Origin of the sequence: Streptococcus fermentans, from assembly GCF_040888305.1 — a bacterium.
GTDB lineage: Bacteria > Bacillota > Bacilli > Lactobacillales > Streptococcaceae > Streptococcus > Streptococcus fermentans.
Map to the genome: position 1 here is coordinate 1 of NZ_JBFNFG010000010.1, position 26,749 is coordinate 26,749.

Annotated in this window: 21 protein-coding genes; 2 read left to right on the forward strand and 19 right to left on the reverse strand. The window is 42.4% G+C overall.

Features of this window, described 5'->3' with window-relative positions; translation table 11 throughout:
* Positions 1-80: 80 nt before the first annotated feature.
* Together AB2B50_RS08490 and AB2B50_RS08495 are read right to left on the reverse strand one after the other, a co-directional pair.
* A complete protein-coding gene (locus AB2B50_RS08490; RefSeq protein ID WP_001096781.1) occupies positions 81-1,280 on the reverse strand; it encodes a phosphoglycerate kinase in 1,200 nt (399 codons plus the stop codon).
* A gap of 237 nt (positions 1,281-1,517) precedes the next feature.
* Entirely contained in the window at positions 1,518-6,332 is a 4,815-nt protein-coding gene (locus tag AB2B50_RS08495; protein ID WP_320693022.1) for an endo-beta-N-acetylglucosaminidase, read from the reverse strand.
* Between the two features lie 304 nt (positions 6,333-6,636).
* Here AB2B50_RS08495 and AB2B50_RS08500 point away from each other — a divergent pair, with 304 nt between their 5' ends.
* Positions 6,637-8,268: a Na/Pi cotransporter family protein gene (locus tag AB2B50_RS08500; RefSeq protein ID WP_320693023.1), complete on the forward strand. Its 1,632-nt coding sequence runs from the start codon at positions 6,637-6,639 to the stop codon at positions 8,266-8,268.
* 248 nt (positions 8,269-8,516) lie between these two features.
* On the opposite strand, the gene AB2B50_RS08505 is transcribed toward AB2B50_RS08500, so the two are convergent.
* The 12 genes from AB2B50_RS08505 to AB2B50_RS08560 all read right to left on the reverse strand — a co-directional run bounded on the left by AB2B50_RS08505 (position 8,517) and on the right by AB2B50_RS08560 (position 16,343).
* Positions 8,517-8,813 carry a bacteriocin immunity protein gene (locus AB2B50_RS08505; protein WP_320693024.1) on the reverse strand — a complete coding sequence of 99 codons (297 nt, stop codon included), beginning with the start codon at positions 8,811-8,813 and terminating at the stop codon, positions 8,517-8,519.
* Positions 8,814-8,837: 24 nt separating this feature from the next.
* Positions 8,838-9,902 (reverse strand): glutamyl aminopeptidase, encoded by a 1,065-nt coding sequence (pepA, locus tag AB2B50_RS08510; protein WP_320693025.1) that lies wholly within the window; start codon positions 9,900-9,902, stop codon positions 8,838-8,840.
* Positions 9,903-10,179: 277 nt separating this feature from the next.
* A complete protein-coding gene (gene yidD / locus AB2B50_RS08515; RefSeq protein ID WP_320693055.1) occupies positions 10,180-10,416 on the reverse strand; it encodes a membrane protein insertion efficiency factor YidD in 237 nt (78 codons plus the stop codon).
* Positions 10,416-11,141 (reverse strand): pseudouridine synthase, encoded by a 726-nt coding sequence (locus AB2B50_RS08520; RefSeq protein ID WP_320693026.1) that lies wholly within the window; start codon positions 11,139-11,141, stop codon positions 10,416-10,418. The genes yidD and AB2B50_RS08520 overlap by 1 nt, the downstream gene beginning before the upstream one ends.
* Complete coding sequence (scpB, locus tag AB2B50_RS08525; RefSeq protein WP_320693027.1) at positions 11,128-11,697, reverse strand: SMC-Scp complex subunit ScpB; 570 nt, start codon at positions 11,695-11,697, stop codon at positions 11,128-11,130. Before scpB ends, AB2B50_RS08520 begins: the two co-directional genes overlap by 14 nt.
* Before the next feature lie 18 nt (positions 11,698-11,715).
* The gene (locus AB2B50_RS08530; protein ID WP_320693028.1) at positions 11,716-12,444 is read right to left on the reverse strand and encodes a segregation/condensation protein A; all 729 of its coding nucleotides are present in this window, start codon (positions 12,442-12,444) and stop codon (positions 11,716-11,718) included.
* Positions 12,444-13,178 carry a site-specific tyrosine recombinase XerD gene (xerD, locus tag AB2B50_RS08535; protein ID WP_320693029.1) on the reverse strand — a complete coding sequence of 245 codons (735 nt, stop codon included), beginning with the start codon at positions 13,176-13,178 and terminating at the stop codon, positions 12,444-12,446. Before xerD ends, AB2B50_RS08530 begins: the two co-directional genes overlap by 1 nt.
* Positions 13,175-13,636, reverse strand: coding sequence for a cyclic-di-AMP-binding protein CbpB (gene cbpB / locus AB2B50_RS08540; protein WP_060955251.1), 462 nt, complete (start codon positions 13,634-13,636; stop codon positions 13,175-13,177). Before cbpB ends, xerD begins: the two co-directional genes overlap by 4 nt.
* On the reverse strand, positions 13,633-14,154 hold the full coding sequence (locus tag AB2B50_RS08545; protein ID WP_004251713.1) for a metallophosphoesterase: 522 nt from the start codon (positions 14,152-14,154) through the stop codon (positions 13,633-13,635). Before AB2B50_RS08545 ends, cbpB begins: the two co-directional genes overlap by 4 nt.
* Positions 14,130-15,101, reverse strand: coding sequence for a nucleoside-triphosphate diphosphatase (locus AB2B50_RS08550; RefSeq protein WP_178895470.1), 972 nt, complete (start codon positions 15,099-15,101; stop codon positions 14,130-14,132). The genes AB2B50_RS08545 and AB2B50_RS08550 overlap by 25 nt, the downstream gene beginning before the upstream one ends.
* Positions 15,098-15,892: a glutamate racemase gene (racE, locus tag AB2B50_RS08555; protein WP_320693030.1), complete on the reverse strand. Its 795-nt coding sequence runs from the start codon at positions 15,890-15,892 to the stop codon at positions 15,098-15,100. The genes AB2B50_RS08550 and racE overlap by 4 nt, the downstream gene beginning before the upstream one ends.
* Positions 15,893-16,097: 205 nt before the next feature.
* Complete coding sequence (locus tag AB2B50_RS08560) at positions 16,098-16,343, reverse strand: YneF family protein (protein ID WP_001048970.1); 246 nt, start codon at positions 16,341-16,343, stop codon at positions 16,098-16,100.
* A 315-nt stretch (positions 16,344-16,658) separates the two neighbouring features.
* Here AB2B50_RS08560 and AB2B50_RS08565 point away from each other — a divergent pair, with 315 nt between their 5' ends.
* Positions 16,659-21,812, forward strand: a complete 5,154-nt coding sequence (locus tag AB2B50_RS08565; RefSeq protein ID WP_320693031.1) for an SIALI-17 repeat-containing surface protein — start codon at positions 16,659-16,661, stop codon at positions 21,810-21,812.
* Between the two features lie 286 nt (positions 21,813-22,098).
* Here AB2B50_RS08565 and der read toward each other — a convergent pair whose 3' ends face one another.
* The 5 genes from der to nrdR are packed head-to-tail and all read right to left on the reverse strand — an operon-like array spanning position 22,099 to position 26,670.
* Positions 22,099-23,409, reverse strand: a complete 1,311-nt coding sequence (der, locus tag AB2B50_RS08570) for a ribosome biogenesis GTPase Der (protein WP_000244010.1) — start codon at positions 23,407-23,409, stop codon at positions 22,099-22,101.
* 13 nt (positions 23,410-23,422) lie between these two features.
* A complete protein-coding gene (locus AB2B50_RS08575; RefSeq protein WP_320693032.1) occupies positions 23,423-24,136 on the reverse strand; it encodes an NADPH-dependent oxidoreductase in 714 nt (237 codons plus the stop codon).
* Positions 24,133-25,029 (reverse strand): primosomal protein DnaI, encoded by an 897-nt coding sequence (gene dnaI, locus AB2B50_RS08580; protein ID WP_320693033.1) that lies wholly within the window; start codon positions 25,027-25,029, stop codon positions 24,133-24,135. The genes AB2B50_RS08575 and dnaI overlap by 4 nt, the downstream gene beginning before the upstream one ends.
* Positions 25,030-26,196: a DnaD domain protein gene (locus AB2B50_RS08585; RefSeq protein WP_320693034.1), complete on the reverse strand. Its 1,167-nt coding sequence runs from the start codon at positions 26,194-26,196 to the stop codon at positions 25,030-25,032.
* Positions 26,197-26,670, reverse strand: coding sequence for a transcriptional regulator NrdR (gene nrdR, locus AB2B50_RS08590; protein WP_001203674.1), 474 nt, complete (start codon positions 26,668-26,670; stop codon positions 26,197-26,199).
* Between the last annotated feature and the right edge of the window lie 79 nt (positions 26,671-26,749).

A 26,749-nucleotide genomic window follows, 5' to 3' on the forward strand; every position in this document is an offset into this window, starting at 1 on the left:
AGATGTTAGCTTTTATTCAACCCACTACAGTTGACAAAGAGCCAAAAAAAGGAGAAGCTGAGTTCTCCTTTTTTATATTCTTATTTTTCAGTCAAAGCTGCAAGTCCTGGAAGAACTTTACCTTCAAGAAGTTCCATTGAAGCGCCTCCGCCCGTACTAATCCATGAGAACTTGTCTGCACGACCAAGGTTGATAGCTGCGGCAGCTGAGTCACCACCACCGATGATTGATTTAACGCCTGGTTGTTTCACGATAGCGTCCATCACACCGATTGTACCAGCTTGGAAGTCAGGGTTTTCAAATACACCCATAGGTCCATTCCATACAACTGTTTTAGCACCAGTCAAAGCTTCGTCAAATTTAGCGATAGATTTTGGACCGATATCCAAACCAAGGAATCCTGGATCTACTGCTTCACCTTCAGTGTCTTTCACTTCAGTGTAGTCTGCAAATGCATTAGCTTCTTTTGAGTCAACTGGCAAGATCAATTTGCCGTTTGCTTTTTCAAGAAGAGCTTTCGCAACATCCAATTTATCTTCTTCTACAAGTGAGTTACCGATTTCGATACCTTGTGCTTTGTAGAATGTATAAGTCATACCACCACCGATAAGAACTTTATCAGCTTTTTCAAGCAAGTTTTCGATAACACCGATCTTATCTGAAACTTTTGAACCACCAAGGATAGCCACGAATGGACGTTCTGGAGCTTCAACAGCTTCTTGGATGTATGCAATTTCGTTTTCAAGAAGGAATCCAGCAACTGCTTTTTCAACGTTTGCTGAGATACCAACGTTAGATGCGTGTGCACGGTGAGCAGTACCGAATGCATCGTTTACGAAGATACCATCTCCAAGTGATGCCCAGTATTTACCAAGTTCAGGATCGTTTTTAGATTCTTTCTTACCGTCAACATCTTCAAAACGAGTGTTTTCAACCAAAAGAACTTGTCCATCTTCAAGAGCGTTGATAGCTGCTTCCAATTCAGCACCACGAGTTACACCTGGAAGGAATGTAACTTCTTGACCCAATTTAGCAGCCAAGTCAGCAGCAACAGGAGCAAGTGATTTACCAGCTTTGTCTGCTTCCTCTTTTACACGTCCAAGGTGAGAGAAGAGGATTGCACGTCCACCTTGTTCAAGGATGTACTTGATAGTTGGAAGAGCTGCAGTGATACGGTTGTCATTAGTAATCACGCCATCTTTTACAGGAACGTTGAAGTCAACACGAACGAGAACTTTTTTCCCTTTCAACTCAACGTCTTTAACAGTCAATTTTGCCATTTGGAAAGACTCCTTAATTTTTTTTACGTGTTAATTATATCACAAAATCAATAAAAGAGATAGCAAAACCTTAAACTTTTATCCACAACAATTTTTCTCGATTAATTCAGGACAGTGCCTTGTAACTACGACAGAATACTCTACCATTTTTATTCTCCTCCCCTATACAAAAAGATTTGACCCTTAAAAGTCAAATCTTTTTATTATATGAAGTCAGTGTTAGATACACTCTCTATCTTAATCTTCTTTTTTCTTTTGAGCGAGTAGTCCAAAGCCACCTAGAACTCCGACCAAGCCAAGGGCTAGGAGGTTTGCATCTACTTCTGCACTTGTATTTGGAAGTTGTTTTCCTTCAGTCTTTTCAGCTTGTGCTTGTGCTTCTGTTTTTGCTGGTTCTTGCTTCGCCACTTGGCTTACTTGAACTGACGCAACGGATGTTTCAGTTTTAGGTTCTGTTTTTGTAGTTTCCTTCTTAGTATCTTGAGTCGCTGGAGCAGGTGTAATTGGTCTGTCACCTGGTACTTTAACTACTTTTGTACCGACTTCAACAATTTCAGTTACGGCTTCCTTGAGAACTTCTGTCCCCTTAAGACTGCGATGTCCTTCAGAATCAATCTCTACAAGGTTTCTACGAAGGCCTGCAACTCCTACTTGAACCAAGCGACGTTCTCCTACTGGGAGGCTAGGATTTACTCGTTCTTCATGTCCATAGGCAAGAACTTCTTCTTCCACAACCAAGCTTGGTTTCTTAACTTCTAAGACTTTTGGACCGTCAAGCGGTTGAGTGCTACTTTCAATCTTAGTACCAACCTCAGTAATCTCTGCCACTGCTTCCTTGACGACTTCTGTCTGAAGAAGAGTACGGTTGCCTTTGGCATCCACTTCAATCAAATGACGGATTTGTCCTTCTGCACCAGCCTGAACGAGACGTCGTTCACCCAACAAGAGGTCTCCTGACGGACGTTCTTGACGCTCGAAGGCTTGAGTTTCTGTCTCAACCACTAATTCAGGTAGTGCTTCAACTGTTGGCGCAGTTTCTCCTTCTTCTAAGCTACCTACATGATGGCTTTCTTTAACAAGGAGTTTTTTATTGAGTTCTTCCTTGAGGTTGGCAAATGCTTCTGGACTTGGATTTGTTGAGCCAATAAGAGTTTCTGCTTGAGCGATGATTGGATCGTCTGCATTTTTCTCACGAACTTTTCCTAGAAGAGTTTCAAGCTCTTCCTTAGCTGTTTGATAAAGCTGTACACCATTCAAGTCAGAACCTGCTTGTTTCAAGTCATTCAAGGCTTGGTTGACTGCTTCTTGACTAGCATCGTGGTTTTCTAAGATGGCTTTTGCTGCATCAAGCTTCTCAGCAAGAGCTGCTTGTTTTGCTGCATCAGCAAATGTATAAGCTATTGTTTCTTTGCGTCCTTGAGCAGATGTGATTTCTTGTTTCAGATATTCGTCGTTAATGGTTGCCTTAGGTGATACTAGAACATCAAAGTCGACAGTTTGTCCTTGATAGTGTAACTGAAGTTTTTGACGGCCTGTTTTTTGAGCATCATAGCCTGTAATTTCGACTCCTTGGTCTGTAAAGTTATGTTCAGTCTCCGTTTCATCATCATACAAGACCTTGAAACGTCCTTCTGATAAGTCCAGAGCATCACCTACCAAGTAATCAATTTTCGGTTGTTTGCTAATATACAAGGCTGCGACTTCTTTTGGACCAGCTTCTTCACCGGTCACTTGAACCTTAAAGCTACCTGCAACAGGTAGACCAAGATAGGCTACTGTCAACTCTTGTTCGCCATGGTGGTGAGCATCGTAGCCATTAACAGTAACACCTGCATGACTAAGGTTGATGACTTCGTCTGCTTCTTCACCCTCATATTTAACACGGAGAAGACCACCTTTAAGATTCAATTCCTCACCATCTTGGTAACTTGTCTTTTTAGGTGCTACTTCTAGACTGACAGCCTTAATCTTTCTCTCATCCTGAGGAATCGTTACAGCAAGGGTATTACTGATTTCTTTACCTGGCAATTGTGTACGGTAGTAAAGAAGGTTCGGACGTTTTTCAAAGCTTAATGGATCTGTTGCTAAATCCCCTCCAACTGCTGTATTTAAGGTAGCGATTGGAGTTTGTGAATCTGCCTTGTCATAAACTGTGATGGTTGCCCCAGCAGGAACTTCTGAGAATCCAAGCTGAATCTTATTGTCCGTTAGGACACGCGCTGCCACTTTAGCCATTGGAATGTTTTGACTCTCCGTATCAAGAGCTTCATACATCTTCCAGTTGTAGATACGGATAGCTTTCCATGGTGTTCCATTGTCAGACGTGATGACGTTCAAGCGCCAGTCTTGCGCAGTGATTGGGCTATCAAGGGTGATATCCGAAACATGGGCTTTATTGCCACGAACAGCTTTAGCTAGTTTCCATTCGCCTGCTTCATCTTTGTAGTAAAGGTCAAAATCTTTGGTGTTCATCAAGCCATCATTAACAGACTCTCCACCAGCTCCTGCGTGGTCCATAACCCATCTAACAACACGGCGTGGTTGTGTCAAACGGATATCAACGCTACCACTCAATTGAGCAGAAGACCATTTGTCAGATAGACTGGTGATGGTCCCATTCAACATACCTTCGATACCTTCTCCGCCTTCTGTATCTGGGAAGGTACTTCCGATAACAGTAGCCCCTGGAACGATATTTTCTGCAAGAGGTCTTGGAAGGCTGGTATCTTGGACAGTCATTCCCCACTCGAGGTTTGTAGTTGCTGCTTCAGAGCGAAGTCCGTTCTTACCGACTGCGACAACCTTCAACTCCTGACCAGTACCAGTTGCACTAGATGAACGGCTAACTTTTGGTAGGTAGATCGTAGTGGCAGATGAGCCTGTCAATAGGCGCCAAGCATCGCCATCCTTCTCATAAACTTCATAGAAATCAGCATCTTTATTTCCAGTAAATTGGACAATGGCTTCTGCTTCTTGAGCATTTTTCAGGGATTGTTTAGCTACTTTAAGAGCTGTTGGTGCTTGAGGAGCCTCTTGATTATCTGTTACAGTCAACTCACCCAAGTTAAATTGATATCCCTTAAGGGCAGCAGTATTTTCAAAAGTAAGTTTGATACCGTAAATGGTCTGACCTGCCAAGGCGCTCAAGTCAAATTCGTCTTTTGTCCAATCGTCGGATAGAGTCAGTTCTTTACGAGAATTCTCACCACCATAAGTATAATTTTTCTGAGTCGCAAACTCTACATAAACCTTGCTTCCCTTACCACCCTTATGGGCAACCCGAAGTTTTGTTTTATCCGTTACTTCCAGTTTTGTAGAGTAGAGACGAACATCTTGGTTGGTATTTTCGGCTAAATCACCCGCAAATTTGAGTGAATTTCCGCCATTGTAGGCATCTTCAAAGTCATAGTCAGCTTGGAGTTTAGCAGCTGAAGATGTTTGCCACCATCGCCATGTAGGCAAGATACCTGATACAGAACGATAGTTCCATTCAGAATCCTTGGAAACTTTACCGTCCACAAACCATTTTTTACCATGTCCTGTGTTAAAGGATGTTGTAAAGCTACGGCCTACTGCTGGTGTACGGTCAGCTACGAGGTTAGCAATCCCGTACCAGTCCTTGTCATCTGGTTTTTGACCAGTTGGATCTCCTTGGTAACCTGTGAAGAAGATATTTTCATTCTTATGATAGTCTTCACCTGTTTTCCCAAGACTCGTGATAGTATCTGGGGCAAAAAGTCCAAGTGATAAGCGAAGTTTGCCATTCTCATCAAAAAGGGCATCCCATTTCACTTTTGTCTTGTAAGAACCACCTTGTTGCAATTCCAAACCTGCAAAAACATCATACTGACTGCGTTCTAGCCATTTGGCCATAGCTACAGAGTAATCATTTTTCTCTTTCGTCCAGTTAAAGTTGGCAAAGAAGTGATCTGCAGGAACCTTGTCTCCTTCTTTTTGCATGAATGGATAGTTGTATTCACCAAGTCCATCTTCGTGATAACGACCATATTCATAGGTCATGGCATCGTACCAAGAATACTTGACAGGATGGTTGACTTTGGCAGCATATTCCTTGGTATAAAGCATGAAGTCACGCATCTTCTTACCAAGAGGCGTTACGATATCTCCTGTTGTTTCTTGGTTAATAAAGTAACCATCAAATCCATAATACTTAGCCAAATCAACTAACTTACGAGCTATAGGGAAAGTACCGTCTTCATCTTGTTGAAGAGCAGCAGCAAATTTTTCTTGGTCTGCAATGCTATTTGACCAGTTGAAGAATAGGGTACCCAATACAGGAACACCATTACGGTGACCAGCATCAATCACGTCTGGAGTTGGGACAAGTCCTTCCCAGAAGACCATTGAATTCAAGTATTGCCAGTAGTCAAAAGCGTAAGCTTTAAACTCTTCACCACCTACAGAAGCGTGGTCTTTAGCCTTAGAGTTAGTGTTAGCAAGAGCTTCAACCTTAGCGTCCTTATTAGCTTTTTCATTGATGACATGACCGCGATAACGCTTAGCCAATTCTACTGAAGAGCGGTTAATAGCGTCATCTTCACGGGCACCTGGTTCCCATTTCAACAGGTCTTCCCAGGTGTCAAACTTAATTTCTTTTGGTCGAAGACTTTTTTCTTCTTTCTTAGGAACGTCAGCGACAGTCGCTTTTTCTTCAGCCTTATTTTCTGTAGTTGCAGGCGTTTCTTCAGCCTTAGGAGTTTCAGCAGCTGGGCTAGTTGCTTCCTTATCAGCTGCAGTCAATTGATCCAAACTTGGTTTCTCTTCTGAAACAGGCTGCTCGCTTGCCTTATCTTCCGTTACTTCCAGCTCCTTCAATACTTCTGGTACTGGTGTAGTTGCTTCTGCTGGAGTAGTGGTTGACGGTTGCTCTGAAGCTACTGCTGTAGTTGTTGCCCCATTTTCTGGAACGACAGACTCTTCAGCCAAAGCTGGACCTGCAAATAGAACTGAACCAATCATCAATGAGCAGGCACCCACTGACAATTTTCGAATACTATAGCGACAATGTTTTTCAAAAAATGGATTCTTCATCTTTTTCTCCTTTGACTTTCCATAAAAAGTAAGCGCTTTATTTTTGAATTAAAAAAGTAGCTGTTCCAAAAATAAACAGAACAGGTCATTTTTATTTTACGATATTTATAAATAGAGTCAATACTCATCCTAAAATATCTATAAAGGGGTGAATAAATGATATAAATTAGACAATCATCTGCCATTTTTCGAATAAAAACAACATTTTTCTCAAAAAAGAGCATTTACTACTTGTTAGATTTACTTTTATTCTTTAAAATAGAATGGGAGAAATTCCGCGATTATTTTTCGGAGGAAAAAGAGAATGTCCATTAATTGGCAGGAAATTATTTTTCACTTTTTAGGTGGTCTGGGACTATTTTTGTATAGTATCAAGACCATGGGAGACGGTTTGCAACAAGCAGCTGGAGATCGTCTTCGATATTACATTGACAAATATACCAGCAATCCTTTCTTTGGAATTTTAGTTGGAATTGGAATGACTGCCCTGATTCAATCGAGTTCAGGTGTTACAGTTATTACAGTTGGTCTGGTTAGTGCTGGACTATTGACCTTGCGTCAGGCTATTGGGATTGTCATGGGGGCCAATATTGGAACAACCGTCACCTCCTTTATCATAGGATTTAAATTGGGAGACTATGCTTTACCGATGCTCTTTATCGGAGCTGTCTGCCTCTTCTTTACCAAAAATCGCTCGATAAACAATATCGGACGAATCCTCTTTGGTGTCGGTGGTATCTTCTTTGCCCTCAATCTTATGAGTGGTGCCATGGAACCCCTGAAGGATTTACAAGTCTTTAAGGACTACATGGTAGAACTGAGTAAAAACCCAATCCTAGGTGTCTTTGTCGGAACAAGTTTAACCCTTCTGATTCAAGCCTCCTCAGCGACCATCGGAATTCTACAAAATCTCTATGCTAGCAATCTGATTGACCTTCAAGGAGCTCTACCAGTTCTCTTTGGGGATAACATCGGAACTACCATCACTGCTATTATCGCTTCTTTAGGTGCGAATATTGCAGCCAAACGTGTGGCAGCAGCCCATGTTGCCTTCAACGTTATCGGAACTGTGATCTGTATTATCTTCCTGGTTCCATTTACATCTTTAATCCAATGGTTTGAGAGTTTCTTAAATCTGGCTCCAGAAATGACCATCGCCTTTGCCCACGGAACCTTCAACATTACAAACACAATCATTCAATTCCCATTCATCGGTGCCTTGGCTTACTTTGTTACTAAGCTAATCCCTGGTGAAGACGAAGTTGTTAAATACGAACCTCTTTACCTGGATGAACAACTCATCAAGCAAGCTCCTTCTATCGCCCTAGGAAATGCTAAGAAAGAACTCTTGCACCTAGGAAACTATGCTGTTAAAGCATTCGACCTTTCTTACGACTACATTATCAATCCTAATGAAAAAGTCGCAGAAAAAGGACACAAGACTGAAGAAGCTATCAATACAATCGATGAGAAATTAACTCGCTACCTCATTAGTCTATCTAGTGAAGCATTGAGTCAAAAAGAGAGTGAAGTCTTGACAAACATCCTTGACTCTTCTAGAGACTTGGAACGTATCGGCGACCACGCGGAAGCCCTGCTTAATCTCAACGACTACTTGCAACGCAAGAATGTTCAATTCTCTAGCTCAGCCCTAGAAGAATTGGAAGAGATTTACCGTCAAACAAGTGAATTTGTTAAAGATGCTCTTGAGAGTGTTGAAAATAATGATCTTGAAAAAGCTCAAGCTCTTGTTGAACGTCATGAAGCCATCAACAAGATGGAACGCGTCCTTCGTAAGACCCATATCAAACGCCTCAACAATGGCGAATGTTCTACCCAAGCAGGGGTCAACTTTATCGACATCATTTCACACTACACTCGTGTATCAGACCACGCTATGAACCTTGCTGAAAAGGTTTTAGCTGAACAAATCTAAGAGCCAAGAGAGGCTGGGACAAAAGTCCTAGCCTCTCAATTTTCTTTGGATTGTCGAGCAAGACGCAGTGGTTGAGTGGGCTCTCCTACGCTGAGTTCATCAGCTTTTACAGCCCGACTCAACTGTGCGGAGGTGGGACGACGAACTCGAATTCTAACGAATTACCGATTTCTGTCCCACTCTCTTTTCATCTCCTAATCAATAATTGCTTTTCTACCATATAAAAAATGCTTTGATTCACAATGGAATCAAAGCATTTTAAAGAGCTCTCCAATCATAATGGAAGAGGCAGCTGCACCCTTGTACCTAGCTTCTTCTTTTATGATGAAGCGGGCAAGATTGACTAACCCTGGTGCTGGTGTTTTGGGGTTCTTGAGAAGTTCAAGAGTAACCAAACCTGACAAACGCACCGCTAGCAAGCGCTCATTCGTGCTCGGCAACTGTTTCGCAGTTTCTAGGAGTGCAGCCACTAAATCCTCACTCAAATTTTGACGGGCATGATTGTAAAGGTCCCGTATCAAGGTTTCTAGGTTTGGTTCTTCCATACCTGTCACCTCCATCTTTTCAGTTTAATAATTTTTGATCAAGTCTATAGTAGAGCGATCCAATTTTTTCACCAAGGCTTGTAAGAAGGCTTGTGCTTCAAGGAAATCATCCATGGCATAAAGTGTTTGATGAGAGTGGATATAACGCGCACAAACACCGATTGTTGTTGATGGTACACCACCATTTTTCAGATGAGCTGCTCCTGCATCTGTACCACCTTTTCCACAGTAGTATTGGTACTTGATTCCAGCTTCTTCAGCAGTTGTCAAAAGGAAGTCCTTCATACCTGGGAGAAGCAAGTGACCTGGGTCATAGAAACGAATCAAGGTTCCATCACCAATCTTACCTTGACCACCATAAACATCACCTGCTGGTGAACAGTCTACAGCAAGAAATACTTCTGGATCAAATTTTGTTGTTGATACGTGGGCACCACGAAGTCCAACCTCTTCTTGGACGTTAGCCCCAAGGTAAAGTTCATTTCCTAGTTTTTGACCTGACAAGTTTTCAGCCAACTCGCTGACCATGAGAACTCCATAACGGTTATCCCAAGCTTTGGAGATGATATTTTTTTCATTGGCAGTTAGGATTGCGCTACTATCTGGCACGATTGTGTCCCCAGGACGGATACCAAAACTTTCAGCTTCTGCCTTATCCACAAAACCACCATCAAAAACGATATCTGAAATAGCTGGCATAGTTGGACCACCTGTGCCTCGAGTCAAATGTGGAGGAACTGAACCTGAAATGACTGGAATTTCACGTCCTTGGCGAGTAAAGAGTTTAAAACGTTGGCTGCTAACAACCATTGGATTCCAACCACCAATGCTGACTACTCGGAAGGTCCCGTCTGGCTTGATTTCGCTAACCATAAAGCCTACTTCATCCATGTGAGATGCCACCAAGACGCGTGGAGCATTTTCAACTTCTGAGTGTTTAACCCCAAAAATGCCACCCAAGCCATCCGTTACTACTTCATCCACATGAGGTGTTAGTTTCTCACGAAGATAAGCGCGGACAGGTGCTTCATGACCTGAGATAGCAGAAAGTTCTGTTACTTCTTTGATTTTAGAAAATAATGTTGTCATTTCTATCCCTTCTTTCTTTCAACCATTTTACCACTTTTTATAGGAGAAAGGTAGTGGAAATCGATATTTCACCAAGCAAATTACTCCTTGAAACAAAAAGAGAGTGGGACAGAAATCGGTAAGTCGTTAGAATTCGATTTCGTCGTCGCACCTCCGCTCAGTTGAGTCGGGCTGTAAAAGCTGATGACATCAGCGTAGTAGAGCCCACTCAACCACTGCGTCTTGCTCGACAATCCAAAGACAATTGAGAGGCTAGGACTTTTGTCCCAACCTCTTTTTATTCTGTATTTCTCTTTAAAGAAAAGTGGTCTGGTACTGGATCCTTACCTGTTTCAGACCAGGGGTGACAACGTAATATCCTAGCCAAGCCCATGAATACACCCTTAAATCCATGCTTTTCAATAGCCTGAATCATGTAATTTGAACAAGTAGGCTCAAAGCGACAAGAAGGTGGGAAGGCGGGTGAGATAAAGCGTTGGTAAAAGCGCACAGGCGCTATTAAAATTTGTTTTATCATTTGTTATTTGTTACAGCCATGGTGTGTAGTTGACTGATTTCTTTTTTGTTAAGACGACGGGATTCACCTGGACGAAGTCCTGTCAAATCTAGATGTCCAAAACGTGTCCGAGACAATTTATCCACTTGGAGCCCAACTGCTTCAAACATCTTTTTAACCTGATGGTTACGCCCTTCATGAATGGTTAACTGCACAACTGAACGATTCTTAACTGGGTCCACTTTAAGAATCTCATAAACAGCTGGCTTGGTTTTCTTGCCATCAATCTCAAGGCCACGAGTCAAGGGACGAAGATTTTCTTTATTAGCAATCCCTTTCACACGCGCGACATAGACCTTGTCGATCTCATTACGAGGGTGAATCATTTCATCTGTAAAATCACCATCATTGGTCAAAATCAGAACACCTGATGTATCCCAGTCCAAACGCCCTACAGGGTAGATACGCTCTTTCACATTGGGCAAAAGATCGACAACCGTCTTGCGCCCCTTGTCATCTGTCACACTGGAAATGACACCGCGTGGTTTGTTAAGCAGATAATAGACCTTTTCTTCGTTGTAGATGGGTTGACCTTCAACTTCGACCTTATCACCAGACTTGATGATCGTTGCTAGTTCACGCACCACCTGGCCGTTGACCGTCACCAAGCCTTGCTTGATCAGCTCTTCTGCTTTTCTCCTACTGGCCACACCTGCGTGGGCAATATACTTATTGATTCTCATCTTCTTCTATCCTTTCACCAAATAATTGGCTTTCTTGTGCTTGAATGTCAAGCTCATCAATCACGGGCAATTCTTCCAAATGGTTAATACCCATGTAATCTAAGAAATAATCCGTCGTTACATAGAGATTAGGACGTCCAAGAACTTCTTTTTTCCCATCTTCTCGTATCAAGTCAAAGGCCTGTAACTTAGCCAAGGCCCCACTCGAATTAACCCCACGGATAGCATCGATTTCTATACGTGTGATAGGCTGCTTGTAGGCAATGATGGACAAAGTTTCAAGCGCAGCCCGAGATAAACTCTGGTTGATGGGCGCCTTAGAATATTCTTTCAAAATAGCTGCAAATTGAGGTTTGGTTACCAATCTGTAGGCACCACCTGTCTCGATCAGGGCCAGACTAGAATCCTGATCTTTTTCATACTTTTTGGCTAATTTTTCAAGACTCTGCTGAACCCCTGTTGGTGGTAGCGATAAGAGTTCTGCCAACTGACTAGCCCTAATCCCATCTTCACCCGCTACAAACAAGAGCGCTTCTATTTCTGCTAAAGTACTCATATTCCCTCTCTATCAAGCCTAACTGGGCTCTACTTGATTTTCCTCATTCTTTTTCATGAGATAGATATCTCCAAAACTCTCTTTTTGAATCAAGAAAATTTCTTGGGTTTTAATCAACTCCAAGGTCGCTAAAAAGAGTGTAATAACCTCTTGTAAATCCTTGGTTTCTTTAAACAAATCTTGCAAGCATAATTGCTCACCTTCAACCAAGGAGTCTCGGACGATAACCATCATATCTTCAATCTTGTATTCATCGCGTAAAATGGTTGTATGACTTTTGGAAAATTCTTCTTTTTTCTTAGCTAACAAAGTTGAAAAGACTAAGAAAAGATCGATGGTGGTCTTATCATGCACAAGTTCTGCATCCTCATAAATCAACTCAGTCGGTGCTTTTGAGTAATATTGAGCTCTTTCTTGGTGCTTGGCTTCCAAATGCTCACCCAAGAGTTTAAACTTACGGTATTCTTCGATCTGAGAAAGGAGGTCCTGCTCTAGGTCATCCTCTATATCTGTTACTTCTGCAACCTTTGGCAAGAGTTTACGACTTTTGATCAGCATCAGTTGACTAGCCATCACCATATATTCACCTGCTACTTCTAAACGCATGGCTTGTAAGGTCGATATGTAGGCTAGATATTGCTCGATAACCTCTGTAATCGGTACATCATAGATATCCATCTGGTACTTAGAAACCAAGTGCAAGAGCAGGTCCAAAGGTCCTTCAAAATCTTTTAATTTAATATCCATTATCTATATTTTTCTAAGGTTAGGACTGTCTTTAAGCCCAACTTTTTGGCGATTTCGTACAAGTCAACCTTTTCTTCGATTTGTCTTAGTATAAACTGTTCCCTTAACCCTTGAGCAGATAATTCAGGAAAACCCTTTTCTTTTAAAAAGGATTCTAGCTGGCGAAAGGCCCATTGGCGAGAGTAGGATTTACCAGCCCGTTCAAAGAGATAGGTCTGGTCCATCAAGGGTTTCAACTCAGCAAGCAAGGGAGTAGGAAGACTCAGAATTCTTTGTTGAGAAGCTTTATTGATTCTCAACACTTGAAAATCTAGGTTCACATCACTCGTTTTTAAGGCTAGAATTTCACTAGGCAAGAGGCCCAACTCTGTTATCAATAAGGCTATCAAACGCCCTTCTGGAAAAGAACTTTCTTGCCAAAAAGAACTCAAGTCTAAAAGTTCTGACTTATCTTGCTTTTTCTCAGCCTGTTTCGGCAATTCTAAACGATAAAAGTTGCCAATCTTTCCTTTCTGGTATAAAAAGTAAAGAAATTGGTTGCAAGCAGAAACCTTACGCTTTTGGGCACTAATTTTAAACTTAGATAGTTGAGCTTGGTAGATTTTTAAACTTGTGTCAGAAATTCGTTCTCCAATAAGATCTAAAAACTGCTCCAAGTCATATTTATAAGACTGTTTAGAATTACTAGATAGATTTTGCTTTTCTTCTAAAAATGCTGAAATTCCTTCTCTCATTTGCTTCGAATCTCATATTCCTTACTAAAGTCATGCAAGAGAGCATTGACAGCCTTTAGGATTGATTTCCGTGTGATAATGCCTTGGAAGATACCATCCTTGTCAACGACTGGTAGGAAAGACTCATCCACTAACTTATGCAAAACATCCGTCAGTGTATAGTCTGGACTGACAACTGCTACGTCCTTCTTGGTCATATGCACGATATCCGTATCTGCCATAGCTTCCTGACTCAAGTCCTGCTCCATCTGGTAGGCCAGAATGTCTCTAAGTCCAATGGTTCCGACAAATTCTTTCTCATCAGTCACTACTGGCACTCTGGTATAGGTCATCTGGCTAAGGAGGAGAATTGCATGATCTGCATTGTGGCTATCAATGAGTACAGCCAAATTTTCAGCAGGAGTTAAAAAGGTTTCCTCTTGCTCCAGTAAAAACTGTTCAAATTCTTTGGCAATCATCGAGCAAACTCCTTGGATAAGCCTGGATAGACCTCATGGTTCCGTGTCAAAAAGTCCACTTTAAAGTAGCTATCATCAATCTCCACACGGGCATAGAGACATTCTCTGATAGTTCCACGTGGTTGACTGATAGAACCAGGATTTAGGAAGAGGGTCTTCCCTTCCATCCAAGCATTTGGAACATGCAAGTGCCCATAAAGACAGATATCTGCATCTTCCTCTTGAGCCCAAAAATCAAGCTTTTGGAAATTGAAGTTAATATCAAACAAATGTCCATGAGTCTGGATAATCTTGGTAGGACCCAGTTGAGTCACCAAACGTTCTGGATAGTCTGAATAAAAGTCCATGTTTCCTCTGACTACCTGGATTCCTTCCCAGAGTGGTGAATCCGGGCGAAGTTCCGAGTCACCATCGTGAAAAATAGCATCGACTTTCCCAAGATAGCGGTCACGGATTTCTTCTACAATCAAGCTATCTCCGTGGGAGTCACTCATTACAATGATGGTTTGCTTTGCCATGATGGAAATACCTCCAAAAGTTTCTTAACGGCTAAGGCACGGTGGGATTGACTATTTTTTTCTTCGAGGGTTAATTCAGCTGATGATTTGCCTGTTTCTCCTACTAAGAAGAGTGGATCATAACCAAAACCATTTTCACCCTTAGGTTCAAAGTTAATGTAGCCTGGCCAGTCAGCTTCGACAACCAAGCTTTCCTTACCTGGGCTAGCCACGACCAAGGTTGTGTGGAATTGAGCTGAACGGTCCTTGAGTTCAAAAACCATGGCTAATTCGTGCAAGAGTTTCGCATTATTTTCTTGGTCAGTTGCGCCGACTCCTGCGAAACGAGCTGACCAGACACCTGGGAGACCACCAAGCACATCGACTTTGAGCCCAGAGTCATCAGCTAAAACCATCTTACCTGTTAATTTAGAAATAGTTTCTGCCTTAAGGCGGGCATTTTCTTCAAAGGTCATACCTGTTTCGGCTACTTCAGGTAGGTCTGGATAGTCATTGAGATTTTCTACATCATAACCTAGCTTATCAAAGATAGCACGAAATTCCTTGGTCTTGCCCTCGTTACGAGTCGCAATCAACAAGGTTTCTCTTACCTTGTTTGTCTCAAAGAAATCTTGAACGTTGACTCCTTCTTTAGGTAATTCGACATGCAAGAGTTGACCATTTTCAACTAAGAGCAAGGCACCTTGACGTTGAATAACTTCTAAGTTTCGGTCCGCTTCTTGGTTGAGAATATCTACCACAAAAGAGAGTAAGCGGTAGGCTGAACCATATCGTAAAACAGTGACTGAAAGTGGAAATCCTCGCTCCTCATCTCGAAAGATTTTGGCCAAATCAAATAGTGGAAACTCTAACTCATCATCCGTCAAAGTCCGAATGCCACCAAAAACACTGTAGGATCCAACATACCAGTCCTGGTCATCCTTGTATTCATAAATTTTGTTTGTCATAATGTTACATGCTCCACATGAATCTCTTTTTCCAGCCACTCTGCTCCTATCTGGGCAAAACTTTGGCTATTTGCAGTTGTGTAAAAACGGTGTTGAAGTGGTTCAGCATCTCGGCTACGGTTAATCTCAAAGTAATTGAGCAAGACTGAAATATCACGCACACACTCAGCGCCACTATCGATCAGCTGAACCTTAGGCCCCATGACATTTTGGATGATAGGTCTGAGGAGTGGATAATGAGTACAGCCCAAAATTAAGCTATCTACTTTTCCGACTAAGGGACGCAAGGTTTCATAAACAACTTTCTTGGTCACACTGGTCGAAAGAGCACCTGACTCGACCAAGGGAGCAAACTTAGGGCAGGCCAAGCTTTCCACTTGTAAATCTGGGTCTAGATCATGAATCTTTTGTCGATAAATATCTGATTTTACCGTCATCGGGGTTCCAATCACACCGATTTTCCCACCTTGACTTGCTTTGATAGCTGCTGATGCACCAGGCAAAATCACACCCAACACCGGAATATCCAACTTAGCTTTAATCTCTTCCCAAACGACTGCCGTTGCTGTATTACACGCAATGACAATCATCTTAACATTCTTGGTCAAAAGAAAGTTGACCAGTTGCCAAGTATATTCACGAATCTGCTCAGCAGGACGGGGACCATAAGGAGCCCGTGCCGAATCTCCAATATAGACGATTTCTTCATGGGGAAGCTGGCGCATGAGTTCACGTACAACCGTCAAGCCTCCAACGCCCGAATCCAAAAAACCAATCGGTCGATTATCCATACAGTCTTCTTTCTAGTATTTTTTTCTGATTGATAGTTCATTATTATTCATTTCTTTCTGAAATTGCTGACAGACTGGGTAGCTCCCCACTGTCTCCCTCTTAATCATAATCAATTATCAATAGAATGCAAGGAAAAAGTCTTGTCTCTAAATATCAGTCAAACATAGTGAGAAGTCTGGAACTTTCATCCCAGACTTTTCCTATTTATTTCTTTTTATTGTTAGCAAGGGCTGCTTTTTGTTGGCGAATGATTTGGTGGTAAACTTGTTGTACTTTAGCTTCGCTTGGCTTTTGACCGTTTGCACTCAAGAGAGTACGAACTGCTTCTGCGTTCAAACGTGGGTTATCCGCAAATTCTTTTTCGATTTGCTTGCGCACCAAGTACATACCTCCAAGAGCTCCTCCTAGAAAAGCCAAAAGAATCAATACAATTGCTAAAATAAGGTTCATAACATTTCTCCTGTTTCTTTTTGAATCTTCTATATTATACCATAAAGTCCTACGCCTGACTAGTTTGAGTTACGCTTTCAGATGGCTAATTCCTCATATTTCATTTCATATCTAATCATTTTTAAGTTCGATTTTTATAAAAAAATAGAAGCACTAAAATTTGGTAAAAAAAGCCCATTTACCTTGTAAGCCCTTGCAATAGTTTTGTTTATTTGTTATATTAAGATTATCTGAAAAAAATCACACATATTTCTGCAAGACTTATTTTTTTAAAAGAGAATGTATGCGCTTACAGATTTAAGAAAGGAGAATTTTGTGAATAAGAGATATTGGGAAAAATCCTGTAAGTATAGCATCCGCAAGCTAAGTGTCGGAGCTGCCTCTGTTTTACTTGGAGCTGTGTTTTTAGCAGCACAGGGTGTGGCTGCTGATGGTGTCGAGATTACGGAAAGTGAGGCAACAATTACTGAAAACTCTGCTAAACCGGATACGAAGGTAGAGGAAGTTCTTGTTTCTAACACAGAGACTCAGCCTGTAGCTGAATCAGTTGAAAAGCAAACAAACCCAGAGGCAGAACTACCTCAAACTAGTAGTCAGTCAGAGACAAGTACTACTACCGCCCCTGCTGCCAATAAGGAGAGCGAGAAACCAGAACTTCCTGTGAACAAGCAAGAACATTACGAATTACATTACAACCAACCAACTGCTCCTTCCTATGATGGATGGGAAAAACAAGCCCTCCCAGTCGGAAATGGGGAAATGGGGGCCAAGGTTTTCGGACTCATCGGTGAAGAAAGAATCCAGTACAACGAAAAAACACTTTGGTCTGGAGGCCCACAGCCAGATAGTCAAGACTACAACGGTGGAAACTACAAGGACCGCTACAAAGTCTTAGCCGAAATCCGTAAGGCCTTAGAAGACGGTGACCGTCAAAAAGCCAAACAACTAGCAGAGAGAAATTTGGTTGGGCCAAACAATGCCCAATACGGTCGCTACCTAGCCTTCGGTGATATCTTCATGGTCTTTAATAACCAGAAGAAGGGCTTGGAAAATGTTACTGACTATCACCGTGGCTTAGATATTTCTGAAGCTATCACAACTACCTCTTATACTCAAGATGGGACAAGTTTCAAACGAGAAACCTTCTCTAGTTACCCAGATGACGTCACTGTTACCCATTTGACCAAAAAGGGAGATAAGACGCTTGATTTTACTCTTTGGAATAGCTTGACTGAAGATTTGATTGCTAATGGAGATTATTCTTGGGAGAATTCTAAATACAAACAAGGGACTGTTAGCGTTGATTCTAATGGTATTTTGCTCAAGGGAACTGTCAAAGACAACGGTCTGAAATTTGCTTCCTATCTTGGTATCAAGACAGATGGACAAGTCACTGCTCAAGATGGTTATTTGACAGTTACAGGAGCAAGTTATGCAACACTGCTACTCAGCGCCAAGACTAATTTTGCTCAAAATCCGAAAACCAATTATCGAAAGGATATTGATGTAGAAAAAACTGTCAAATCTATCGTTGATGCTGCCAAGGCAAAAGACTATGAAACTCTGAAAAATGATCACATCAAGGATTACCAAAGTCTTTTCAATCGTGTTCAACTAAACCTCGGCGGTAGCAAGTCTAACCAAACTACAAAAGAAGCTCTCCAAACCTATAATCCAACAAAAGGTCAAAAGCTAGAAGAACTCTTCTTCCAATACGGACGTTACCTACTGATCAGTTCTTCTCGTAACCGGACAGATGCCCTCCCTGCCAACTTGCAAGGGGTCTGGAATGCTGTAGATAATCCACCTTGGAACTCAGACTACCACCTCAATGTCAACCTACAGATGAACTACTGGCCTGCCTACATGAGTAATCTCGCAGAAACGGCTAAGCCAATGATCAATTATATTGATGACATGCGTTACTATGGCCGTATCGCTGCTAAAGAATATGCCGGTATCGAATCCAAAGAAGGTCAAGAAAATGGATGGCTGGTTCATACTCAGGCGACACCATTTGGCTGGACTACTCCTGGTTGGAACTACTATTGGGGCTGGTCTCCTGCTGCCAATGCTTGGATGATGCAAAACGTCTATGACTACTACAAATTCACCAAGGATGAAACTTATCTTAAGGAAAAGATTTATCCAATGCTCAAGGAAACTGCCAAGTTCTGGAATTCCTTCTTGCACTACGACAAGGCTAGTGACCGTTGGGTTTCTTCTCCATCTTACTCGCCAGAACATGGAACCATCACGATTGGGAATACCTTTGACCAATCTCTAGTTTGGCAGTTATTCCACGACTATATGGAAGCAGCCAATCATCTGAAGGTCGACCAAGATTTGGTGACAGAAGTGAAGGCTAAATTTGACAAGCTCAAACCACTTCACATCAACCAAGACGGCCGTATCAAGGAATGGTACGAAGAAGACAGCCCGCAATTCACCAACGAAGGCATTGAAAACCATCACCGCCACGTTTCTCATCTGGTTGGACTCTTCCCAGGTACTCTATTTGGCAAGGATCAACCTGAATATCTAGAAGCTGCACGCGCAACCCTAAACCACCGTGGAGATGGTGGAACTGGTTGGTCTAAGGCCAATAAAATCAATCTCTGGGCTCGTCTCCTAGATGGAAATCGTGCCCACCGTTTGTTGGCAGAACAGCTCAGATCTTCAACCCTAGAAAACCTCTGGGATACCCACGCGCCTTTCCAAATCGATGGTAACTTTGGCGCAACCAGCGGTATGGCAGAAATGCTCCTTCAGTCTCACACAGGCTACATTGCCCCATTACCAGCCCTTCCAGATGCTTGGAAAGACGGTCAAGTCTCAGGCTTAGTCGCTCGTGGTAACTTTGAAGTTAGCATGAAATGGAAAGAGAAAAATCTTGAAACGCTATCTTTCCTTTCTAATGTTGGTGGAGACTTAGTCGTAGACTATCCAAATATCGAATCTAGTATCATCAAGATTAATGGCAAGGAAGTTCAAGCTAGTCGCCTCAAAGATAACCGTATCCAACTTGCGACTCAAAAGGGGGATGTCATTACATTTGAAAACTTCCCTGGACGAGTGACTCGCTTATCAGCCCTTCGAAAAGATTCCGTCACAGCCGAACTCGACTTTAACACAGTTGAGGGAGCAACTCATTATGTCATCCGACGAGAAAGCAAGGATGAAAACAGTCAAACTCCTAGCGTTCGTGAGTTTATCACCAATCAAACTCACTTCATCGATCGCTCAATTGATTCAAGCCACGCTTATACATACACGGTTCAAGCAGTTTTGGGAGAACGCTCAACACCAGTTTCAGATCCTGCCCCCATCGATGCCTTCAGTGAGTTGATGGATGACCGTGACAAACGCATCCAGTACGGCTCTGCTTATGGAAACTGGGCTGACTCAGAACTCTTTGGTGGAACAGAGAAATACGCCGATATCTCAAATGGGAATTATTCCGATAAGGATGCGACTGCAACTATTCCATTCAATGGACCAGGTATTGAAATTTACGGACTCAAGTCATCTCAATTGGGACTTGCTGACGTTACAATCGATGGCAAATCTGTTGGAGAACTTGACTTCTATACAGCAGGAGCAACTGAAAAAGGTGTATTAATAGGACGTTACACAAATCTTTCTTCAGGTTCTCACCTCATGACCATCACTGTTAAGCGCGAGCACAAAGGACGTACAACCGAGCGTGCAAAAATTTCTCTCGACTACTTCAAAGTCTTCCCAGGCCAAGGAGCAACTGTTGAGAAGATTGACGACCGTGACCCTCGTATCCAGTATGGTTCCATGTTTAAGGATTGGAGTGATGCAGAACTCTATGCTTCTACAGAAAAATACGCTGACATCAACGCTGATGCTAGTCTCGCTTCTGAAGCCACTGCAACTATCCCATTCTCTGGAACAGGTATCCGAATCTATGGATTAAAAACGGCATCACTAGGCAAGGCACTTGTCACACTGGATGGAAAAGAGATGCCAGCCCTTGACTTCTACACTCCAGGAGCGACTGAAAAAGGAGCTTTGATTGGCGAATTCACAAATCTAGCTGATGGTGATCACGTCCTAACTTTGAAAGTAGATCCGAATTCTCCCCAAGGACGAAAGAAAATTTCTCTCGATTCCTTTGATATCTTAAAAGCTCCGTCTGTGTCTCTCGATAGTCCAAGCCTTGATCCTATTAAGTCCAAAGATAAGACTGTTACCTTAACCCTACCAACTGGCAATTGGGATGGAGTCGCTGTCACCTTCCCTGGTATCAAGGATCCTCTTCTACTCAGAAAAGTCGATGATGACCATCTTGTCACATCAGGTGAACAAACTGTTCTAACCATTAAGGATAACAAGGTCCAACTAGACATTCCTGAAACTACAGATCGTAAAGCTGGCAATCCGATAGAAGCTTATGCTATCCAAGGAAAAACAATCAGCAGCTCTGTTGTAACAGTATTTCCTAAGGATGAAACCAGTCCAGTGGAAGAAAAAATCCAAACAAGTAAAGGAGATGAGCCTGCTCCAGTAGTAACCATACCTGAGTACACAGATCCTATTGGTACTGCTGGGGAGCAAGAGGCACCTACTGTGGAAATTCCTGAATACACCGGTCCTATCGGAACTGCTGGGGAGCAAGAGGCACCTACTGTGGAAATTCCTGAATACACCGGTTCTATCGGAACTGCTGGGGAGCAAGAAGCACCTACCGTGGAAAGACCTGAATACACTGGTCCTATCGGAACTGCTGGGGATCAGGAGGCACCTACTGTGGAAAGACCTGAATACACTGGTCCTGTCGGAACAGTTGGGGACCAGAAAGCGCCTACTGTGGAAAGACCTGAATATACCAAACCTATTAGAACAGGTAGTGGTCAAGCCGCGCCAAGTAACACAGTTCCTGAGTTTAAACTCAAAGTATTGAAAGACAAGACTACAAGAGTTCAAGTTATTAGTGGAACAACTGAACTAGGATGCGCAAGCTACCTCGATAGTCAAAAAGTTGAAAACAAAGAACTCTTGGGCAAGAAATACGATGCTTACACTCTTCAACTCAAGGATAAAGATGGACAGCCAGTTCAACCAAAAGGTGCTATACTCGTTCGACTACCAATTTCAGGTGATGTTCAAGAACTCTATCAATTAACTTCAACGAATGAATTAAAACCACAAGAATTCACCATTCGAGACGGTATGATTGAGTTTATTACTTTTGACGTGAGCACCTACGCTATTGTTTACAAGACAGAAGGCTCAACTGTTAAACCTGTCCCAGCTCATACGGAAGAAAGAAACCTAGAAACCACAAAACCATTGGTTGAAAGTAATGAAGCCAATGATCAGGTCTCTACGAATGACAAACAACTCCCAGCCACAGGTGAACAAGCTAGCCCTCTCCTCTTTATGGCAAGTCTCAGCCTAGCCTTATCGGCTACCTTCTTACTAAAAGGTAAGAAAGATTAATACTCTTCGAAAATCTCTTCAAACCACGTCAGCTTCGTCTTGCCGTACTCAAGTACAGCCTGCGGCTCGCTTCCTAGTGTGCTCTTTGATTTTCATTGAGTATAAATATTGTCCCCCTAGGAATATTGATTTATTCCGCTATAAAAAAGGATGGAAAATCATTCCATCCTTTTTCTATTTCAATAATATACTACAAACCAAATCTTGTTCACATCTTTTACAAATGATTTGATGGGGTAGATTATCGGTAGAACAAGTCTTGATGTTCTATCGTTTTTTATAATCACTACTTCCGTTTTCTCGCGATTAGGTGAATCGGTGTTCCTTCAAAGACAAAGGCCTTGCGAATTTGATTTTCCAAGAAACGTAGGTAAGAGAAGTGCATGAGTTCTTCTTCGTTGACAAAGATGACAAAGGTTGGTGGTTTGGTTGCCACTTGGGTCGCATAGAAAATCTTGAGGCGTTTCCCTTTGTCGGTCGGTGTTGGGTTGATGGCGATAGCATCCATAATCACATCATTCAAGACAGCTGATGGAATACGGGTATTTTGACTCTCACTGATTTGCTTAATCATCTCAGGCAACTTGTGGAGACGTTGCTTGGTCAAAGCGGAAACAAAGATAATCGGTGCATAAGGCAGGTATTGAAACTGCTCACGGATATCTTCTTCCCAGTTTTTCATAGTGTGGTTGTCTTTTTCAAGTGTATCCCACTTATTGACCACGATAATCATCCCTTTACCAGCTTCGTGGGCAAAACCTGCGATACGCTTGTCGTACTCACGGATGCCTTCCTCAGCATTGAGGACCATCAAGACTACATCTGAACGGTCAATAGCACGCATAGCACGCATAACCGAGTATTTCTCAGTGTTTTCATAGACTTTACCAGATTTACGCATACCAGCAGTATCAATCATGGTAAACTCTTGACCGTCAGCATCTGTAAAATGAGTGTCAATGGCATCACGAGTAGTACCAGCGACAGGGCTGGCAATGACGCGATCTTCTCCCAAAATGGCATTGATCAAGCTAGATTTTCCAACATTTGGACGTCCAATCAAGCTGAATTTAATAACATCTGGATTTTCTTCTTCAACTTCATGTGGGAGATTTTCCACAATAGCATCCAGTACATCCCCTGTTCCAATACCATGAACAGATGAAATCGGTAGTGGTTCACCCAAACCTAGAGCATAGAAATCATAGATATCATTTCGCATCTCAGGGTTGTCAACCTTGTTAACGGCTAGGATAACTGGTTTATGAGTTTTATAAAGTTTACGGGCAACGTATTCGTCCGCATCTGTAATTCCTTCTTTACCAGACACGACAAAGACGATAACATCTGCTTCTTCCATGGCAATTTCTGCCTGGTGCTTGATTTGTTCCATGAAAGGCGCATCGACATCATCGATCCCTCCAGTATCAATCATACTAAAAGAACGGTTAAGCCACTCACCCGTGGCATAGATACGATCTCGCGTTACACCTTCAACATCTTCTACGATTGAGATGCGCTCTCCCGCGATACGGTTAAATAGGGTTGATTTCCCAACATTGGGACGTCCCACAATGGCAACAGTTGGTAAGACCATGTTTTCTCACTTTCTACAATAACTTCTTCTGCTCAAGATTTTCACGAGTCGAGCTTGGTTCTGGATTGCCGAATTGCTCTGCCAAACGTTGACTCCAAGTTGTAGTCGCACGCGCACCTGCATATTCAGTCTGTACTCGGTCATAAGCTTCGATTGCCTCAGCTGACTGCTCTTGGTATTCTTCCTCAAAGGCAACATTCTCAAGTGGCAATCTTGGTTTTACATCATGCTTTTGATTTGGCACACCTAGTGCAATCCCAAAGACTGGATAGGTATAGTCAGGAAGCTTGAACAATTCTGCTAATTCAACAGACTTGTAACGCACCAAACCGGTGATCACTCCTCCGTAGCCTAGGCTTTCTGCCGCAAGCAAGGTATTTTGCCCAGCAAGCGCAGCATCTACTGAAGTGATGAGGAGTCCTTCCACCCCTTGAGGTTGGAATACATCCGTATGGAGACGAGCCCCTTTTTCTGCACGGTTTAGGTCACCGACAAAGAGCAGAAAGGCAGCAGACTGGCGAATCGCTTCTTGAGGAACTAACTCAAATAAGGCATCCTTCTTTTCTTGACTTCTAACTACAATCACAGAATACGATTGGAAATTTTTCCAAGAAGAAGCCATTTGTCCTGCAGACAAAATGGTATTTAAATCTTCTTGGGGAATCTCTTGCTCCTTAAATCTACGCACTGAAGTATGAGCCTTCATTAATTTGATTGTTTCTGTCATCGACGGTTTTCTCCTTTTAGTTGTGTTTCTTCAGCAAGGTAACGGATACGTTCCATGACGCGTCTAGCTTCCCAAGTTTCGTCATTTCCGTTCTTGCCTTTTGCAAAATGTTTTTCCAAATCTTCAAAATTGAAGTTGGAAGTAAAGAAAGTTGGTAAGTCTTCCTGCATGCGATACTGAAGAATCACTTGCAAGATTTCATCACGGACCCACGGTGTTGATTGCTCAGCACCGATATCATCCAAAATCAGAACTTCTGCCAGCTTGATTTCATCTACCAAGGTTTTGACAGAGCCATCCCCAATAGCATTTTTGACATCAATGACAAAGCTCGGATAGTGGAGCAGAGTTGTAGATACTCCACGTTTTTCAGATAAATCATGAGCCAGGGCTGCTGCCATAAAACTCTTACCAACTCCAAAATCCCCATATAAATAAAGACCTTTTCGGATAGTTGGATATTGTTCCACAAAAGCTAGGAGCTTTTCAAAAACGGACAAGCGCCCCAAATCATCTAAATCTACTTGAGCTAGGCTAGCTTTTTTAAGACTAGCTGGAAGATTGATTAGCTTGAGACGGTTTTTAATCGCCGCTTCTTTTTCTGCCGCGATGAGCTCCGGAGTCTCTTCATAAGAGACATCTGCATAGCCATGGTTCATGACTAGGATAGGCTTGTAACCACGCGCGATATAGTCTGTATCTCCTCGGAGGAACTTATCTCTCTCAGTGATGTATTGGTTAAACTTGGAAATACTACGGTTCAACTCCTCCTGACTGAGAGATTCTTTCTGGATAAAGGCCGCAACATCAGGGTCTTTTACAATTTGCTGGACTAAATCCTGATACTGAAATCGGCTTGGTTGACGCTTGAGTACGTCTCCGACACTTTCCATCTAGTCCCCTCCTTTTTCTAATCGAGCTAACATTTCTTTTTTCTTACGTTCTAGTTCTAAGCGAGTTTCTTCGCTGGTTTCATTCTTATATTCAGGGTTGCTCCATTTAGGCACATTGGTTTTTGCTGGGGCAGTCTGATTCTGCTTTTGCGTTTTTGCTTTTTGGCCACGTTCACGAATACGGAGGACAGCTTCCTCTGCACTACGGATATTTTGATAGGCGTAGTCATTAGCCACCTTCATGGCGTATTTTTCATTGATATTGGCTGAATCAACCTTATTAAAGGTTAGGAGCAAGATAACATTGATCACTTCATCCAACAAGCCCAAGGCTGCCATCTGCTGGAGCAGGTCCCGTTCAGTCTGAGTAATACTTCCCTTGCGAGTCTGCTTGATTTCAGCAAGGAACTGCAAGGCTGTCTTTCTCTTAGCCTCTCGAATAATAGTTGCTTCCTTGGGACTAAAGTCCGAAGTCACAGGCTTTTGCGCTATCTTTTCACGGATGCGTTTGACAGAAATCACTTGCGACACTGCTGTCGCTTTGGCTACTTGATAGGTCTCAAACCAGGTCCACTTCTGCTCGTCTGCTATTGCAAACAAGGCCAAAACATCCGAAGTCTCATCTTGAAAACGAAGACCATCGCGAGCCATAAGCTGACGGAAATGCTCCAAATCAAAATCATCTGCTGCTGGCTGACTGCTAGAGGTTTCTTGACTCACAGACTCAGATAACTGAGGAAAGATTTGACTCAAGGACACCGAGATCGGTTTCCCTTCAACACCTTCCTGTCTCATGGCTGCAACCGCACTATCCCCAATCATTTTTTCTAACAAGGTCCGATAAACTGTATGTTGTAAAAATTCTTGAGTTGATAAGGGAGAATGGAGTAACAAGTTATAGGCCTCCCCCTGCTGATAGAGGGTCACCAATTTCATGGCTGTTAGAGTTTTAAAAGCCTTTAAAAGGGTATCCATCCCAAAATTCAGATGGTTGAGCATGGCTGCAAAGAGATGCTCCTTTTGACCACCGTCCCAAAAAGTCACAGCATAAAGATAGAGGCTCAGCGCCTCCTGACCGATAATCGGGAGGTAGCACTGCACCATTGATGAGGTATCTTGCGACACCCGATTATTCTTTACAAAAGAAAAACGGTCATTTGGCTTCATTTATTTTTCCTTTTTCTTTTTAGAGGATTGTGTGATCTGCTGGAGTAGGCTTTCAAGCTCACTCACATCCTTAAAGCTACGGTAAACACTGGCAAAACGTACATAAGTAATCTCATCTAACTCTGCCAACTCTTCCATAACCAAAGAGCCAATAACCTCACTCTGAATTTCATTTTCATTGCGACTACGGAGTTTTTGTTCGATGCGATTGACCACCATGCCAATTTCATCACTGGACACTGGACGTTTCTGGGCTGAACGAATAATCCCGTTAAAGATTTTATCTCTTGAAAATTGTTCCCGTGTACCATCTTTTTTGACCACAACTAGTGTTCTCTCTTCAACACGTTCATAGGTTGTAAAACGATGCTGACACTCTTCACACTCACGTCTTCTTCTGATTGTATTTCCTTCTTCAGCCTGGCGACTATCGATCACACTTGATTTTGTAGCGCCACATTTTGGACAACGCATGCCTTTCCCTCCTTGTCGTTTTCTTTTCATTATACCATTTTTTAAGAGATTCCCAAAATAATTCTCCTTTTGGCTTGAC